This is a genomic window from Streptomyces sp. NBC_01460, assembly GCF_036227405.1.
GTDB lineage: Bacteria > Actinomycetota > Actinomycetes > Streptomycetales > Streptomycetaceae > Streptomyces.
Genome location: NZ_CP109473.1, coordinates 3,468,632 through 3,484,715, shown reverse-complemented (window position 1 = coordinate 3,484,715; position 16,084 = coordinate 3,468,632). Strand labels below are relative to the sequence as shown.

Annotated in this window: 11 protein-coding genes; 8 read left to right on the top strand and 3 right to left on the bottom strand. The window is 70.5% G+C overall.

Features of this window, described 5'->3' with window-relative positions; all coding sequences use genetic code 11:
• Positions 1–292 precede the first annotated feature (292 nt).
• Positions 293–1,696, top strand: a complete 1,404-nt coding sequence (locus OG488_RS15355; protein WP_329229674.1) for an NAD(P)/FAD-dependent oxidoreductase — start codon at positions 293–295, stop codon at positions 1,694–1,696.
• 252 nt (positions 1,697–1,948) lie between these two features.
• On the top strand, positions 1,949–3,253 hold the full coding sequence (locus OG488_RS15350; protein ID WP_329229673.1) for a cyclopropane-fatty-acyl-phospholipid synthase family protein: 1,305 nt from the start codon (positions 1,949–1,951) through the stop codon (positions 3,251–3,253).
• A gap of 60 nt (positions 3,254–3,313) precedes the next feature.
• Here OG488_RS15350 and OG488_RS15345 read toward each other — a convergent pair whose 3' ends face one another.
• From OG488_RS15345 to OG488_RS15335, 3 genes are all read right to left on the bottom strand, one after another.
• Positions 3,314–5,842 (bottom strand): ABC transporter permease, encoded by a 2,529-nt coding sequence (locus tag OG488_RS15345; protein WP_329229671.1) that lies wholly within the window; start codon positions 5,840–5,842, stop codon positions 3,314–3,316.
• A 57-nt stretch (positions 5,843–5,899) separates the two neighbouring features.
• Positions 5,900–6,709, bottom strand: a complete 810-nt coding sequence (locus OG488_RS15340; protein WP_329229669.1) for an ABC transporter ATP-binding protein — start codon at positions 6,707–6,709, stop codon at positions 5,900–5,902.
• Positions 6,710–6,835: 126 nt separating this feature from the next.
• Positions 6,836–7,855, bottom strand: coding sequence for a LacI family DNA-binding transcriptional regulator (locus OG488_RS15335; RefSeq protein ID WP_329229668.1), 1,020 nt, complete (start codon positions 7,853–7,855; stop codon positions 6,836–6,838).
• 223 nt (positions 7,856–8,078) lie between these two features.
• Between OG488_RS15335 and OG488_RS15330 the strand changes: the two genes are divergently transcribed.
• The 6 genes from OG488_RS15330 (at position 8,079) to OG488_RS15305 (ending at position 16,043) form a co-directional block, all read left to right on the top strand.
• A complete protein-coding gene (locus OG488_RS15330) occupies positions 8,079–9,812 on the top strand; it encodes an ABC transporter substrate-binding protein (RefSeq protein WP_329229666.1) in 1,734 nt (577 codons plus the stop codon).
• A gap of 89 nt (positions 9,813–9,901) precedes the next feature.
• The gene (locus tag OG488_RS15325) at positions 9,902–10,897 is read left to right on the top strand and encodes an ABC transporter permease (protein WP_329229664.1); all 996 of its coding nucleotides are present in this window, start codon (positions 9,902–9,904) and stop codon (positions 10,895–10,897) included.
• Entirely contained in the window at positions 10,894–11,799 is a 906-nt protein-coding gene (locus OG488_RS15320) for an ABC transporter permease (RefSeq protein ID WP_329229662.1), read from the top strand. Before OG488_RS15325 ends, OG488_RS15320 begins: the two co-directional genes overlap by 4 nt.
• Before the next feature lie 4 nt (positions 11,800–11,803).
• On the top strand, positions 11,804–12,748 hold the full coding sequence (locus tag OG488_RS15315; protein ID WP_329229660.1) for an ABC transporter ATP-binding protein: 945 nt from the start codon (positions 11,804–11,806) through the stop codon (positions 12,746–12,748).
• The gene (locus OG488_RS15310) at positions 12,730–13,641 is read left to right on the top strand and encodes an ATP-binding cassette domain-containing protein (RefSeq protein WP_329229658.1); all 912 of its coding nucleotides are present in this window, start codon (positions 12,730–12,732) and stop codon (positions 13,639–13,641) included. The genes OG488_RS15315 and OG488_RS15310 overlap by 19 nt, the downstream gene beginning before the upstream one ends.
• On the top strand, positions 13,638–16,043 hold the full coding sequence (locus OG488_RS15305; protein WP_329229656.1) for a glycoside hydrolase family 2 protein: 2,406 nt from the start codon (positions 13,638–13,640) through the stop codon (positions 16,041–16,043). The genes OG488_RS15310 and OG488_RS15305 overlap by 4 nt, the downstream gene beginning before the upstream one ends.
• The last annotated feature ends 41 nt before the right edge of the window (positions 16,044–16,084 follow it).

Here is a 16,084-nt window from a genome sequence, read left to right as displayed (position 1 = left end):
CGGGCGAAGTTCTTCGCCCAAGGGGCCGTGCGGGCGGTCCACGGCTCCGCGCGGGGGTGATGCGGGGGCGTTTCGGGGGTGTGGCGGAGACGTGTCCCGGGCAGGTGGTTCACCCCGGACGAAGGCTCAAGGGCCAGCTCACAAGTGGTGAACAACGTTCGCCGGGACGGCGTGGTTCCCCATCCTCGCCATGACCTGGGTCACGTGGGCGGCGGAGTGTAGCAGAGGGTCGCGCATACCTTGTGAAGGGGCTCACGAGCATGCCCCCCGAGTGGGGTGGATACTCGATGGCATGAGCACCACGGAGCGTCCCAGGATCCTCGTTGTAGGCGGTGGGTACGTAGGCCTGTACGCAGCTCGTCGCATTCTGAAGAAGATGCGGTATGGAGAGGCGACCGTCACGGTCGTCGACCCGCGCTCGTACATGACGTACCAGCCCTTCCTCCCCGAAGCTGCTGCCGGCAGCATCTCGCCTCGGCATGTCGTCGTCCCGCTGCGACGCGTGCTGCCCAAGGCAGAGGTTCTCACCGGCCGTGTCACGACCATCGATCAGGACCGCAAGGTCGCCACGGTCGCGCCGCTCGTCGGCGAGGCCTACGAGCTGCCCTTCGACTACCTGGTCATCGCGATGGGCGCGGTCTCCCGCACCTTCCCGATCCCCGGCCTCGCCGAGCAGGGCATCGGCATGAAGGGCATCGAGGAGTCCATCGGTCTGCGCAACCACGTCCTCGAGCAGCTGGACAAGGCCGACTCGACGACCGACGAGGACGTCCGCCGCAAGGCGCTGACGTTCGTCTTCGTGGGCGGCGGGTTCGCCGGCGCGGAGACCATCGGCGAGGTCGAGGACATGGCTCGCGACGCGGCGAAGTACTACTCGAGCGTGAAGCGCGAGGACATGCGCTTCATCCTGGTCGACGCCGCCGACAAGATCCTTCCCGAGGTCGGCCCGAAGCTGGGCGCGTACGGCAAGGAGCACCTGGAGAGCCGCGGTGTCGAGGTCTACCTCTCGACGTCCATGGACTCCTGCGTCGACGGCCACGTGGTGCTGAAGAACGGCCTCGAGGTCGACTCCAGCACGATCGTGTGGACCGCCGGTGTGAAGCCGAACCCGGCGCTGGCCCGCTTCGGCCTGCCGCTCGGCCCCCGCGGCCACGTGGACACCTCCGAGAAGCTCCAGGTGCAGGGCACCGACTACATCTGGGCCGCGGGTGACAACGCCCAGGTCCCGGACATGGTCGGCCGCCGTGCGGGCAACCCGAACGCCTGGTGCCCGCCGAACGCCCAGCACGCGCTGCGTCAGGCGAAGGTCCTCGGTGACAACGTCATCTCCGGCATGCGGGGCTTCCCGCAGAAGGAGTACAGCCACGCCAACAAGGGTGCGGTCGCCGGACTGGGCCTGCACAAGGGCGTCGCGATGATCGTCATGGGCAAGGTGAAGATCAAGGTCAAGGGCCGTCTCGCCTGGTACATGCACCGCGGCTACCACGGCATGGCCATGCCGACCTGGAACCGCAAGATCCGGATCTTCGCCGACTGGACGCTGGCGATGTTCCTCAAGCGCGAGGTCGTCTCGCTCGGCGCCATGGAGACTCCGCGCGAGGAGTTCTACGAGGCCGCGAAGCCGAGCCCGGCCCCGGTCGCGGCCAAGGCCGACGACGACAAGAGCAAGACCGGCGAGAAGGCCAAGGCCTCCTAGCGCCAGTACGTCACCGAAGGGGTCGTCCGCCATCCGTGGTGCGGACGGCCCCTTCGGCGTTCCCGGGCGGCGTCAACTAGATGGTCGGTGCAGGTATTTTGCCGTTCCGTTGCCCAGGGGCGGGATGGCGTGGGTGCCGGGCGGCGTTGACGCTGGTGTACCTCGCCGCGGCCCCGAGGTGTCGCGGCCCGGTTCGGGTGCGTATATGCGAATTTAGGCACGTTCGGAAACACCACCACGGAGGTGTGCGCCATGGCCGACGCCGCATCGCGGCTGACCGCTCTCGCCGAAGAGTTGCTGGGAGAACCCCTGCCGGTCCGGATCCGGGCCTGGGACGGCAGCGAAGCCGGGCCGCCGGGTGCCCCCGCCCTCGTGCTGCGCCACCGCCGCGCCCTGCGCAGGCTGCTCTGGAAGCCCGGCGAGCTGGGGCTCGCCCGCGCCTGGGTGGCCGGCGAGATCGACGTCGACGGCGATCTGTACGTGGTCCTGGACGCCGTGGCCTCCCTGCTCTGGGAGCGTGGCGCCGACGCGAAGGACGCCGTCCACCCCGTCCGCGACCCGAAGGTGCGGGCCTTCGCCCGCGGCCTCGTCGAACTGGCCGGACCGTGGCCGCCACCGCCACCGCCCGCCGAAGAGGTCCGCCGCCGCACCGGGCCGCTGCACACCAGGCGCCGCGACAAGGAAGCGATCAGCCACCACTACGACGTGGGCAACGACTTCTACGCCATGGTCCTCGGCCCGTCCATGGTGTACTCCTGCGCCTACTGGCAGGACGGCGCCACCCTCGAGGAGGCCCAGCACGACAAGCTCGACCTCGTCTGCCGCAAGCTCGCCCTCCGGGAGGGCGACCGCCTCCTCGACGTCGGCTGCGGATGGGGCTCCATGGCCATCCACGCCGCCCGTGAGTACGGCGCCCGGGTCACCGGGGTGACCCTCTCCACCGAACAGGCCGCCTTCGCCCGCAAGCGCATCGCCGAGGAGGGCCTCACCGACCGGATCGAGATCCGCGTCCAGGACTACCGTGACGTCAGGGACGGCCCGTACGACGCGGTCTCCTCGATCGGCATGGCCGAGCACGTCGGCTCGGTCCGCTTCCGTGAGTACGCCGACGACCTCTACGCCCTGCTCAAGCCCGGCGGCCGGCTGCTCAACCACCAGATCGCCCGCCGCCCCGAGCGGAACGAAGCGGCGTACCACGTGGACGAGTTCATCGACGCCTACGTCTTCCCCGACGGCGAACTCGCCCCGGTGGGCCGCACCGTCGCCACGCTGGAGGAGGCCGGATTCGAGACCCGTGACGTCGAGGCGATCCGCGAGCACTACGCGCTGACCCTGCGGCGTTGGGTGGCCAACCTGGAGGAGAACTGGAGAGAGGCCGTACGGGCCACCTCGCCCGGCCGGGCCAGGGTGTGGCGGCTCTACATGGCCGCCTCCGCCCTCTCCTTCGAGCACAACAAGATCGGCGTCAACCAGATCCTCGCGGTGCGTCCCCGGGAGGGCGGACCGTCCGGCATGCCGCTCCGGGCCCGTGACTGGACGGCGTCGGCGAAGGGCTGACCCGGGAAGGCCGAAGGGGCGGTACCCGCACCGCGGGTACCGCCCCTCATCCGTTCGCGACTACTCCGTCTTGATCGCTGTCAGCATGTTCAGCCTGGCGCCGCTGCGGGCCGGCCACAGGGAGGCGAGGACGCCCACCAGGCCTGCGAGCACCAGGAAAAGGCCCAGCCGGTCCCACGGGATGACGAGGGCGTAGCCCGGGATGTCGGCGGACAGGCTCTTCCCGATTGCCCAGCCGAGGAACGTCCCGAGACCCACTCCGACCACCGCTCCGAAGAGCGAGATGACGACGGCCTCCAGGCGGATCATGCGCTTGACCCTGCGCCGGTCCAGGCCGATCGCCCGCAGCATGCCGATCTCCTGCTGACGCTCGAAGACCGACATGGCCAGCGTGTTGACTACCCCGAGGACCGCGATGACCAGGGCCATCGCCAGCAGCCCGTACATGATGTTCAGCGCCGTGTTGATGAACCCGCCGAACATGTCCCGGATGCCCTGGCGGTCCATGACGCTCATCGCCGGGTTGTCGCCGAGCGCGTCGACCACGGCCTTCTCGTTGGCGTCGCTCTGGCCGCCGTCCATGGTCAGCCAGACCTCGCGGATGTCCGAGAGGCTCTCGTGCGGGGCGACGAGGTCCTCGGGGATCAGCACCGGGGAGAGGAACTCGTTGCCCTCGTAGAGCGCGCCGACCTTCAGGGTCTGCTTCTTGTCGTCCTGGTAGGTCACGGGCACGCTGTCGCCCGTCTTCCAGCCGTGCGACTTCGCGGTCTTGCGGTCGACGGCGATCTCGCCGTCCCCCAGCGAGGAGAGCGAGCCGGAGACCGTCTTCAGGTCGAAGGTCTTCTCGACGTCCCCGGGGGTGACTCCGGAGGCCGAGACGCCCTCCTTCCCGACGGTGAGCCAGACGGCGCGCTGGGGGGTGGCCGCGGCGACGCCGTCGGCCTTGCGCAGGGCGGTGAGCGCCGACTCGTCGAGCGGTTGCCCGCTGGCCATCGAGACCATGTAGTCGGCCCGGATGTTGTCCGTCGTCATCTTGTCGATGGCCTGGCCGAGCGTGACGCCGAGCACGGAGATGCCGGTGACCAGGGTGAGCCCGATCGCGAGGGCGGACGCGGTGGCTCCGGTGCGGCGCGGGTTGCGGACCGCGTTCTGCGCGGCCAGCTTGCCGGAGACCCCGAACAGCTTCGCCAGCAGCGGGCGGGCCAGGGCGATCACCGGCCGCGAGAGCAGCGGGATGAGCACGATGACGCCGATCAGGGCCAGGAAGGCCCCCGCGCCCAGGATCCACCGTCCGTCCTCGCCGCCCTGGGCGGCACCGGCGACGATCGCGGCCGACCCGAGGAGGGTGAGCACCCCGCCGATCGAGTTCCGTACGACCAGGGACTTGGTGGTGGCCACCGCGTGCACGCTGCCCATCGCGGCCACCGGGGGGATCTTGGCGGCGCGACGGGCGGGCAGCCAGGCGGCGAACACGGTGATCAGCACACCGACGCCGAAGGCGGAGGCCACCGCTGTCGGGGAGACGACCAGCGGTCCGGCCGGGATCTTCCCGCCGAACGCGCCCATCGCGGAGCGGAGCCCCGTGGCGAGGCCGAGACCGAGCAGGAAGCCGGCCACCGAGGCGATCAGCCCGACGACACCGGCCTCCAGCAGGACGGCCCGCTTGACCTGCCGGCGGGAGGCGCCGACGGCGCGCATCAGGGCGAGTTCCTTGGTGCGCTGGGCGATGAGCATGGTGAACGTGTTGGCGATCAGGAACACGCCGACGAAGAGCGCGATGGCCGCGAAGGCCAGCAGCATCGAGTTCAGGCTCTTGAGGCCGGACTCGGTCGTCTCGGCCTCCTCGTCCGCGAGGGCCGCGCCGGTCTTGGCCTCGGCGTCCTCGGGGAGGAGGGGCTTCACCGCCGCCAGCAGCGCGGTGTCGGACGCGCCGGGCTCGGCGACGACGTTGACGTCCTTGAACTCGCCGGGCCGCAGGTAGAGCCGCTGGGCCACGTCGGTGTCGAAGAGGACGAGGCTGCCGCCCGCGTTCACGGCGCCGTCCTCGGTGGTGAAGACGCCGGAGAGGGTGTACTCCTTCACCGGCCCGTTCGTGGCGACCCGCACCGGGGAGCCCACGCGGTACTCGCCCTTCTTCGCGGTCTCCTCGTCGAGGGCGATCTGGCCGGCCTTCACCGGGCCCGTCCCCTCGGTGAACGTGTACTGCGCGTCCTTGCCGCCGGCGCCGGGGGCGAAGTTGGAGCCGGTGTTGGACCAGCCGTTGCCGATGAGCTTGCCGTCCGGGTCGGCGACCCCGGCGAAGCCGGAGACCCGCCCGGTGGCCTCCGCCACGCCGTCGAGGTGCCGGATCTTCTCGAGCGTGGCCTCGTCGACGGCCGCGGTCTCCTCGTCGCCGCGTTCGGCCCAGGTCGTGACGGCGACCGCGACCTTGTCGTAGCTCTTGGCGGACTGGTTGCGGAAGGCGTTGCCGAGGGTGTCGGTGAAGACCAGGGTGCCGGAGACGAAGGCCACGCCGAGCATCACGGCGAGCACGGTCATCAGCAGCCTGGCCTTGTGCGCAAGCACGTTGCGCACGGCGGTACGGAGCATGTCGTCAGTTCCTGGGGGAGTTCGGGATACGGAGGGGAGGGGACAGCAGCCGTCGCGTCAGCTGGTGCGGCCCTTCGCGTCGAACGCCTTCATGCGGTCGAGGACCCCGTCGGCGGTGGGGTGCATCATCTGGTCGACGACCGCGCCGTCCGCGAGGAAGACCACGCGGTCCGCGTAGGAGGCGGCCACCGGGTCGTGGGTCACCATCACCACGGTCTGGCCGAGCTCGCGCACCGAGTTGCGCAGGAAGCCGAGGACCTCGGCGCCGGAGCGGGAGTCGAGGTTGCCGGTCGGCTCGTCGCCGAAGATGATCTCCGGCCGGGAGGCCAGGGCGCGGGCGACCGCCACGCGCTGCTGCTGGCCGCCGGAGAGCTCGGTGGGCCGGTGCTTCAGCCGCTCCGAGAGCCCCACCATGTCGATCACCTTCTGCAGCCACGCGGCATCGGGCTTACGGCCGGCGATGTCCATCGGCAGGGTGATGTTCTCCAGGGCGGTCAGGGTGGGCAGCAGGTTGAACGCCTGGAAGATGAAGCCGATCTTGTCCCGGCGCAGCTGCGTGAGCTGCTTGTCCTTCAGCGCCCCCAGCTCGGTCTCGCCGATGCGCACCGAGCCGCTGCTGAAGCTGTCGAGCCCGGCCACGCAGTGCATCAGCGTGGACTTGCCGGACCCCGAGGGGCCCATGATGGCGGTGAATTCGCCCTGCGGGAAGTCCACGGTCACCCGGTCCAGGGCGACCACCTGGGTCTCACCCTGGCCGTAGACCTTCGACAGCTCCGTGGCTCGGGCGGCGACCGCGGTGGTGCGGTGGGCGGTGGTGGTGGTCACAGGGGTACTCCAGGTTCGGACGGCTCGAGGGGACCCCTCCATCGTCACCGCCGTACCGCGCCGGGGCGTCAGTCCCCGTGCCCGTTCCCGGGGCCCTCTTGAGTCGCACCCGCGGGGCGGCGGCGTAGTCCTGAGGTAGGAGAGCGACCCCGAGACCCCGGTCCGTGCTCAGCGGGGCGGCGCGGTGGACCCGCGCGGCACCAGGCGGGCCGCGGCGTCCTCGAACCCGGGGGCGGAGCCGTCGTCGACCACCGCCAGCAGGGTGCGGGCCGCGTGGGTCCCGTACGCGGGGATGTCCCTGCTCAGCGCGGTCAGCGGTGGCCGGACGACGCGGGAGAGCTGGGAGTCGTCCCAGGCGACGAGCGAGAGGTCGGCGGGCACGTCCAGCCCCATCTCCTGGGCGACCGAGAGCCCCGCCACGGCCATGATGTCGTTGTCGTAGACGACCGCGGTCGGCCGCGCGGCCGAGCTGATCAGCCGCCGGGTGGCGTGCGCGCCCTCCTCGCCGGAGTAGTCGGTGTGCACCACCAGCGGCTCGTCCAGACCGAGTTCCGCGCTGATCTCACGCTGGGCGCGGTCGCGCAGCCGGGTGTGGGTCAGCTCGGGCAGCCCGGCGACCCGGGCCACGGAGCGGTGCCCGAGCGCGCTCAGATACGTCAGGGTGTCGCGCAGCGCCGCCCGCTCGTCGGACCACACGGGCGTGAGCGGTCCGGCGGCGGCCGGGTCGCCGATCACGACGGCGGGCATGCCCAGCTCGGCGACGCCCTCGACGCGCGGGTCGGGGGAGCGCACGTCGGCGAGGAACACCCCGTCCACCCGGCCCTCGCCCCACCAGCGCCGGTACATCTCCAGCTCCTGCTCCGGGTCGGTGACGACCTGGAGGAGCAGGGCGCAGCCGCGGGCGGAGAGCTCGGTCTCGATGCCGCTGATCAGCTCCATGAAGAAGGGCTCGACCCCGAGCATCCGGGCCGGCCGGGACAGGGCGAGCCCCACGGTGTCGGCCCGGGCGCGGGTCAGGGCGCGGGCCGCGCTGTTGGGGCGCCAGCCGATCTCCTGGGCGATGGCCTTGATGGAGGCGCGGGTCGCGGGTGAGACCCCGGGGCGGTCGTTCAGGGCGTAGGACACCGCGACCTTGGAGACCCCGGCGCGGCGCGCGATGTCGGCGATCGTGGGGCGGTGCTGGGACATGCGACCTCGCTTAACCGGTTCGTGTTCAGGGCGCATCCTAGCCGCAGGTCCCTGACCTCCGCCTTCCCCCGGGCGGTCCAGACCTCTCCGAAAACCCTGGAGAAATATGGAATGGGAGCGCTCCCGCTCCCTTGACACGGCACCGGGGCGCCCCTACCTTCACGGTCACTTACCCGGTTCAGTAACTCCGCTCGGCAGGGACGGCGGGGGAAAAGGAGGGGCTATGGGTACGCGTACCCGGCTTCGGGTCACCACCGCGCTCGCCGTGTTCACACTCGCCGCGACCGCGTGCACGGGAGGCGGTTCGGGGACGGGCACCGCCGGCGGCCCGGTCGGCAAGGGGGGCTCGCTGCCGCGTGACGAGACGCTCTACACGACCGGCACCCAGTGGGGGCCTCCGGCCAACTACAACCCGCTGCGCAACTGGGACCACGCCACCGGCACCAAGGGGCTGGTCTACGAGACCCTGTTCCACTTCGACCCGAACGAGGGCGAGCTGACGCCCTGGCTCGCGGAGTCGGGCGGCTGGACCGACGACACGACCTACGAGGTGAAGCTGCGCCCCGGCATCACCTGGGCCGACGGCACACCGCTGACCGCGAAGGACGTGGCGTACTCCTACGGCCTCGGCAAGATCGAGGCCTCCGCCTTCCACTCGCTGTGGAGCTGGCTGTCCGACGCGAAGGCGGTGGACGACACCACGGTCCGCTTCACCTTCAAGGAGGCCCGCTACCAGGAGTGGGACTCCACCCTCTACGGCCAGCCGGTCGTCCCCGAGCACGTCTGGAGCTCGCGCACCGACGAGGACGTCCTCAACGGCGTCAACGACAAGCCGGTGGGCACCGGGGCGTACAAGCTCAGGAGCAAGACCCAGGACCGGGTCGTCTGGGAGCGGCGTGACGACTGGTGGGGCACGAAGGCGCTGAAGATGACGCCCGCTCCCCGCTACATCGTCGACGTCTCCAACCCGAGCAACGAAGTCGTCATCGGTCAGCTGGGCCAGGGCCAGCTGGACCTCAGCAACAACTTCCTGCCGGGCGCCTCCTCGCTGGTCAAGAGCAAGAAGGTCGTGTCGTACTACGACGAGGCCCCCTACATGCTCTCGGCCAACACCGCCTGGCTGGTGCCCAACACCACCAGGAAGCCGATGGACGACGCCGCCTTCCGCAGGGCGCTCGCCGCGTCCGTCGACACCGGGAAGATCGTCAAGGGCGTCTACGGCGACCTGGTCAAGCCGGCCTCCCCGACCGGTCTGCTGCCGCAGTGGGAGCAGTTCGACGACAAGGCCCTCATCGCCGAGAAGGGCTTCACGCACGACGCGGCCGCGGCGAGGAAGGAGCTCGCGGACGCCGGCTACAAGGACAAGGACGGCGACGGCTTCGTCGAGAACAAGGACGGTTCCGCCCTCGGCCTGAAGCTGGCCGTGCCCTCCGGCTGGACCGACTGGATGGAGGCGGCCAAGGTCATCGCCGCCGGCGCCAAGGACGCGGGCATCAAGGTCAGCACCGAGTTCCCCGACCAGAACGCCCTCAACGAGCAGCGGGGCAAGGGTGACTTCGACCTCGTGATCAACAACGAGCGCCAGCTGTCGAACACCCCCTGGACGTACTACGAGTACATGTTCCAGATGCCCGTGCAGAAGCAGCAGAACACGGTCAACTTCGGGCGTTACGAGAACGAGGAGGCCTGGAAGCTGGTGCAGGAGCTCGGCGGGGTGAAGACCGACGACACCGCGGGCATGAAGGCCGCCGTGTCGAAGATCCAGGACATCCAGCTGACCGAGATGCCCATCATCCCGCTCTGGTACAACGGCCTCTGGTCGCAGTCCACCACCGGTTCCTGGACGAACTGGCCGTCGGACGCCGAGGGAGCCCCGAAGACGGCACCGGCCCTGTGGCGCAACTGGCTGGAGATGGGCGGCTTCGAGACGCTCACGCAGCTGAAGCCCGCCAAGTAGCACGGCCGTCGCCGACTCCATGACCGCCCCGTCGTGCGCGCGCCCCTGACCGCGCGCGCACGGCGGGGCTCTCCACCAGGGGAGCACCCTTGCGCCGCTATTTCGCCCGCAAACTTCTGATCTACGCGCTGACGTTCGTCGTCGCCGTCACCGTCAACTGGATGATCCCGCGCTTCATGCCCGGCGACCCGGTCTCCGCCATGGTCGCCCGCGCCCGCGTCTCGCAGCCCGAGGCGGCCGAGGCGATGCGCACGTACTACAACAACCTGTTCGGCTTCGACGAGCCCCTGTGGCAGCAGTACCTGCACTTCTGGGGCGCCCTGCTCCAGGGCGACTTCGGGATCTCCATCTTCGTCTTCCCCACGCCCGTCGGCGACGTCCTGCTCGACGCGCTCCCGTACACGCTCGGCCTGATGATCCCGGCCGTCCTGCTCAGCTGGTTCGTGGGCAACTGGATCGGCGCGCTGTCCGCACGCCGCAAGGTCCTCGACAACACCGTGCTGCCGGCCGGCTATCTGCTGACCGCCATGCCGTACATGTGGATCGCCGTCATCCTCGCCTGGGCGCTGGGTGCCAAGGCCGGCTGGTTCCCCATATCCGGGGGCTACAGCCTCGACATCCAGCCCGGCCCGAGCGCCGACTTCGCGCTGGACGCGCTGCACCACTGGGTGCTGCCGTTCCTCTCGCTGTTCCTCGTCGCGCTCGGCGGCTGGGCCATCGGCATGCGCAACATGATCATCTACGAGCTGGAGTCCGACTACGCGTCCTACCTGTCGGCCCTCGGAGCGCCCCAGCGGCTCATCCGCCGGTACGCCTTCCGCAACGCGGTGCTGCCCCAGGTCACCGGCCTGGCACTCCAGCTGGGTGTGCTGGTCGCCGGAGCCCTCGTCACCGAGATCGTCTTCGCCTATCCGGGGCTCGGCTCACTGATCCTGGCCGCGATCCAGAACCAGGACTTCTTCCTGCTCCAGGGGGCGTTCCTGTTCATCGTCATCGGCGTGCTGATCGCCAACTTCCTCATCGACATCGTGTACGTCGTCGTCGACCCCCGCACCCGTACGGGCATGGCAGGAGGCACGTCATGAGCACACTGCCCGACCCGGCGCCCGAGGCACCCACCGCCGGGGCCCCCGTCGCGAAGCCCGGCCGCGAGTCGCTGCACTACGCGGTACGCAACCCCAAGCTGATCATCGGCGTCAGCCTGGTCGCCGTGCTGCTCGCCGTCGGTGTCATCGGCCCGATGCTGCTCGACAACGGCAACCCCAACGAATACGTCGGCCCGCAGGCGTCCGCGCCCGACGGCACGTACTGGATGGGCACCACCACCTTCGGCCAGGACGTGTACGCGCAGTTCGTGCACGGGCTGCGCGCCACCTTCCTGGTGGGCGTCGTGGGCGGTGCCATCGCCGCCGTCATCGCCATGCTCGTCGGCTTCCTCGCCGGCTACCGGGGAGGAGTCACCGACGAGATCCTCAACATGCTCACCAACGTCGTCCTGGTGATCCCCGCCCTCGCCGTCCTGCTGATCATCAACGCCTACATGGGGGTGCGGAGCGTCGCCGTGCAGGGCCTGTTCATCGGACTGACCTCGTGGCCCTGGGCGGCCCGTGCCATCCGCGCGCAGACGTTCTCGCTGCGCACCCGGGAGTTCGTGGACCTGGCCCGGCTCAGCGGGAGCGGCACCTGGCGGATCGTCTTCCGCGAGATCGCGCCCAACATGAGCTCGTACCTCTTCATGATGTTCATCCTGCTCTTCGGCGGGTCCATCCTCATCGCCTCCTCGCTCGACTTCATCGGGCTCGGCCCGACCGAAGGGGTCTCGCTCGGTCTGATGCTGCAGAGCGCCCAGCAGTGGAGCGCGCTCCAGCTCGGCATGTGGTGGTGGTTCGTCCCGCCGGGCGCCGGGATCACCGCGATCGTCGGCGCGCTCTACGTCGCCAACGTGGGCCTCGACGAGGTCTTCAACCCGAAGCTGAGGGAGTCCTGAGCACATGACCCTGACCGTCAACGATCTGCGGGTCCACTACCGCACGCTGCGTGGCGAGGTCCGGGCCCTGGACGGCGTCGGCTTCGACCTGGCGGACGGCGAGATCCTGGGCCTGGCCGGCGAGTCCGGCTGCGGCAAGACCACCCTGGGCAAGGCCCTCATCCGGCTCGACGGCCGGATGCGGCACGTGGGCGGCACGGTGACGCTGGACGGCGACGAACTGCCGCTCTCCGACGACCGGGCCATGAACGCCTACCGCTTCCACAGGATCTCGCTCGTCCCCCAGTACTCGATGAGCGCGCTCAACCCGACCCGGCGCATCGGCCGCATGATCCGCGAACTCCTCGCCTCGCGCGGCGTCACCGTGGACACCGGCGAACTGCACCGCCGTCTCGCCCTGGTCGGCCTCGGACCCGAGGTCCTGGACCGCTATCCCATCGAACTGTCCGGGGGCATGAAGCAGCGCGCCGTCATGGTCATCTCCACGCTGCTCGACCCGTCCGTCCTCATCGCCGACGAGGTCACCTCGGCGCTGGACGTCTCCAGCCAGCAGGCCGTCGTGGGCGCCCTCACGGGGCTCCGCGACAAGGGCCTGGTCACCAGCATGATCTTCGTGACCCACGACCTCGGGCTGACCTCCCACATCGCCGACTCGATCATGGTGATGTACGCGGGCAAGCTCGCGGAGAAGGCGCCCACCAAGGTGCTGACGACCGAGCCGCGCCACCCGTACACGAAGATGCTGATCGGCTCGCTGCCCCAGGTGGGCGCCCGCCACAAGGACAAGCCGCTCAGCGGCATCGAGGGCTCCCCGCCCTCCCTGCTGAACCCGCCGGCCGGCTGCCGCTTCCGCGACCGCTGCCCGCTCGCCGACAGCCGGTGCGCCGAGGAGCCGCCGGTCGTCGAGGTAGCCCCCCGTCACTCCGTCGCATGCTGGAAGGCGGCCTGATGCTGACGCTCGACCGTGTCACCAAGACCTTCCGGGCCGGCGCCTTCGGCGGTGGTTCGGTCACCGCCGTGGACCGGGTCTCCTTCGAGGCGGCACCCGGCGAACTGGTCTCGCTCATCGGCGAGAGCGGCAGCGGCAAGTCGACCATCGGCCGCATGGTCCTGGGCCTCACCCGGGTCAGCGCGGGCAGCCTCACCCTCGACGGTGAACAGGTCCGCCCCGGCAAGGACTTCTACCGTCGCGTCCAGGGCGTCTTCCAGGACCCCTTCAGCTGCTACAACCCCGTCTTCAAGGCAGACCGCGTCTTCGCCCTGATCCGCCGCGCCTACCACCCGGGCGTCTCGGACAAGGAGTGGGCCGACCGCGTGGAGAAGGCCGTACGGGACGTACGCCTGGACCCCGGGCAGGTCCTCGGCCGCTACCCGCACCAGCTCAGCGGCGGCCAGCTCCAGCGCCTGCTGATCGCCAGGGCGCTCCTGCTCGACCTGCGCTTCCTGGTCGCCGACGAGATCACCAGCATGCTCGACGCCTCCACCCGCATCGACGTGCTCAACCTCCTCGCCGGGCTCAAGGAGCGCGGGCTCGGTGTCCTCTACATCACCCACGACCTCTCCCTCGGCACCTATCTCGCCGAGAAGACGGTGGTCCTGAGGAACGGCCGGGTCGTCGAACGCGGCGACACGCAGAAGGTCTTCGGCAACCCCCTCCACCCCTACACGCGCACCCTCCTGGCAGCGGTCCCTCGGATCAACGAACCCTGGACACCCGCCCGGCCGGTGGAGGCCTGCGCCTACCACGAGGGCGGCGCCCGCGACACCGACCTCCACGAGACCGAGCCGGACCACCTCGTCGCCTGTGCCGGACTCCCCGACTGCGGAAGGACCTCCGCGTGACCCCTCGCCACCTGCCCCTGCACGACGGCTGGACGCTCACCGCCGACGGCTCCGTCCCGGTGGAGATCCCGGCCGAGGGCGTCCCGGCGGCCGTCCCCGGCTGCGTGCACACCGACCTGCTGGCCGCCGGACTGATCGACGACCCCTACCTCGACGACAACGAGAAGCGGCTCGGCTGGATCGGACGCACCGACTGGACGTACCGCACCGCCTTCGCCTGGTCCGACGACGGGCACGCGTTCACCGACCTGTGCTTCGACGGCCTCGACACCGTCGCCACCGTCCTCCTCAACGGCACCGAGGTGGGCTCCACCGCCAACCAGCACCGCAGCCATCGCTTCCCCGTGCGCCCCCTGCTGCGCGAGGGGCCCAACACCCTCGTCGTACGCTTCACCGCTCCGTACACGTACGCCGAGGCGCTGCGCGACAAGCTCGGCGACCGGCCCGGTGCGTACGCGGAGCCGTACGCCTTCATCCGCAAGATGGCCTGCAACTTCGGCTGGGACTGGGGACCGACCCTGGTGACCTCGGGCATCTGGCGGCCGGTCGCCCTGGAGTCCTGGACCGGCCCGCGCATCGCCGAGGTGAAGGTGCTCGCCGACCTCGACGGGGACGGGGTGCCGCGCCTCGCCGTGACCCTCGACGTCGACCCGGCCGGGGGCGGCGCCCTGGAGGCGTCGGTGGAGGTGGCCGGCGAGCGGGCGGTGTTCACCGTCCCGGACGGGGAGCACCGCGCGGCCGTCACCCTCGCCGTCCCCGGGGCCGCGCGCTGGTGGCCGCACAGCCACGGCGAGCAGCCGCTGTACGACGTCACCGTCCGTCTGGGGGAGGACGCGTGGACCGGCAGGACCGGCTTCCGGGGTGTCGGTCTGGAGCGCGAGGCGTTCCGGATCTCGGTCAACGACGAGCCCGTCTTCGTACGCGGAGTGAACTGGATCCCCGACGACTGCTTCCCGTCCCGGCTCACCCGTCAGCGCGTCTCGGACCGCCTCGACCAGGCGGTCGCCGCCAACGTCAACCTGATCAGGGTCTGGGGCGGCGGCCTCTACGAGAGCGACGACTTCTACGAACTGTGCGACGAGAAGGGACTGCTGGTCTGGCAGGACTTCCCGTTCGCCTGCGCCGCGTATCCGGAGGAGCAGCCGCTGTACGACGAGGTCGCCGCGGAGGTCCGCGAGAACCTCGTCCGGCTCGCCCCGCACGCCTCGCTGGTCCTGTGGTGCGGCAACAACGAGAACCTGGAGGGGCACGCCGACTGGGGGTGGCAGGAGCAGCTGGAGGGCCGCACCTGGGGCCACGGCTACTACCACGAGCTGCTGCCCGCGCTCTGCGCCGAGACGGACCCCTCCCGCCCGTACTGGCCGGGCTCGCCCTACTCCGGCTCCCCGGAGCTGCCCCCGCAGGATCCCGCCCGGGGCACGGTCCACCTCTGGGACGTCTGGAACCGGGTCGACTACCGCCACTACGCCGACACAGCCCACCGCTTCGTCGCGGAGTTCGGGTTCCAGGGGCCGCCGACGTATGCCACCCTGCGCCGCGCGGTCGGCGGTCCCCTGGTGACGGGCGCTCCGCTGATCGCCCATCACCAGAAGGCGGAGGACGGTGACGCCAAACTGCTGCGGGGGCTGGGCGACCACCTCCCGCAGCCCGGTTCCTTCGACGACTGGCACTGGCTCACCCAGCTGAACCAGGCACGCGCGGTCGCCTTCGGGATCCGCCACTTCCGCTCGCACAGCCCGTACTGCATGGGCTCGATCGTCTGGCAGCTCAACGACTGCTGGCCGGTCGTGTCCTGGGCCGCCGTGGACGGCGACGGCCGCCGCAAGCCCCTCTGGTACGCCCTGCGCGAGGCGTACGCGGACCGGCTCATGGCCGTACGCGACGGAGCCCTGCACCTCGTCAACGACTCCGCCCGTCCCTGGGAGGGCACGCTGCGGCTGACCCGGCGCTCCCTGGACGGCGCGGTCCTGGCCGAGGAGACGGTCGTGGTGGGCACGGCGGCCCGCGGCGTCACCCGGGTGGCCCTGCCGGAGACGGTCGCCGAACCGGACGAGGCCGCCCGTGAGGTGCTGGTGGCGGAGCTGGGCGGGATGCGGACGGTCGAGTTCTACGAGGAGGACACCCGGGTCGCGCTGCCGCCGGCCCGCTACGACGTCGAGGTCACCCAGGGTGACGAATCAGGTATCGGCTACCGGGTCACGGTGACGGCGAGGACGCTGCTGCGGGACCTCGCGCTCTTCCCCGACCGGCTGGATCCGGCGGCCGAGGTGGATGCCGTCCTGGTCACCCTGCTGCCCGGCGAGAGCGCCGTCTTCCACGTCACGGGCGCCGTGCTGAAGGACCCTTCGGCCCTGGGGGCGAGGCCGGTTCTCCGGTGCGTCAACGACACCGTCGACGGGTGACGTGGCGGACCCTGGCGAATGGTGGCGCGGCCCATGGCGTA

Bases quoted from the DNA above. Each gene is read 5' to 3' on its own strand.
- OG488_RS15355 (WP_329229674.1), top strand. From the start codon at position 293: ATGAGCACCACGGAGCGTCCCAGGATCCTCGTTGTAGGCGGTGGGTAC.
- OG488_RS15350 (WP_329229673.1), top strand. From the start codon at position 1,949: ATGGCCGACGCCGCATCGCGGCTGACCGCTCTCGCCGAAGAGTTGCTG.
- OG488_RS15345 (WP_329229671.1), bottom strand. From the start codon at position 5,842: ATGCTCCGTACCGCCGTGCGCAACGTGCTTGCGCACAAGGCCAGGCTG.
- OG488_RS15340 (WP_329229669.1), bottom strand. From the start codon at position 6,709: ATGGAGGGGTCCCCTCGAGCCGTCCGAACCTGGAGTACCCCTGTGACC.
- OG488_RS15335 (WP_329229668.1), bottom strand. From the start codon at position 7,855: ATGTCCCAGCACCGCCCCACGATCGCCGACATCGCGCGCCGCGCCGGG.
- OG488_RS15330 (WP_329229666.1), top strand. From the start codon at position 8,079: ATGGGTACGCGTACCCGGCTTCGGGTCACCACCGCGCTCGCCGTGTTC.
- OG488_RS15320 (WP_329229662.1), top strand. From the start codon at position 10,894: ATGAGCACACTGCCCGACCCGGCGCCCGAGGCACCCACCGCCGGGGCC.
- OG488_RS15315 (WP_329229660.1), top strand. From the start codon at position 11,804: ATGACCCTGACCGTCAACGATCTGCGGGTCCACTACCGCACGCTGCGT.
- OG488_RS15310 (WP_329229658.1), top strand. From the start codon at position 12,730: ATGCTGGAAGGCGGCCTGATGCTGACGCTCGACCGTGTCACCAAGACC.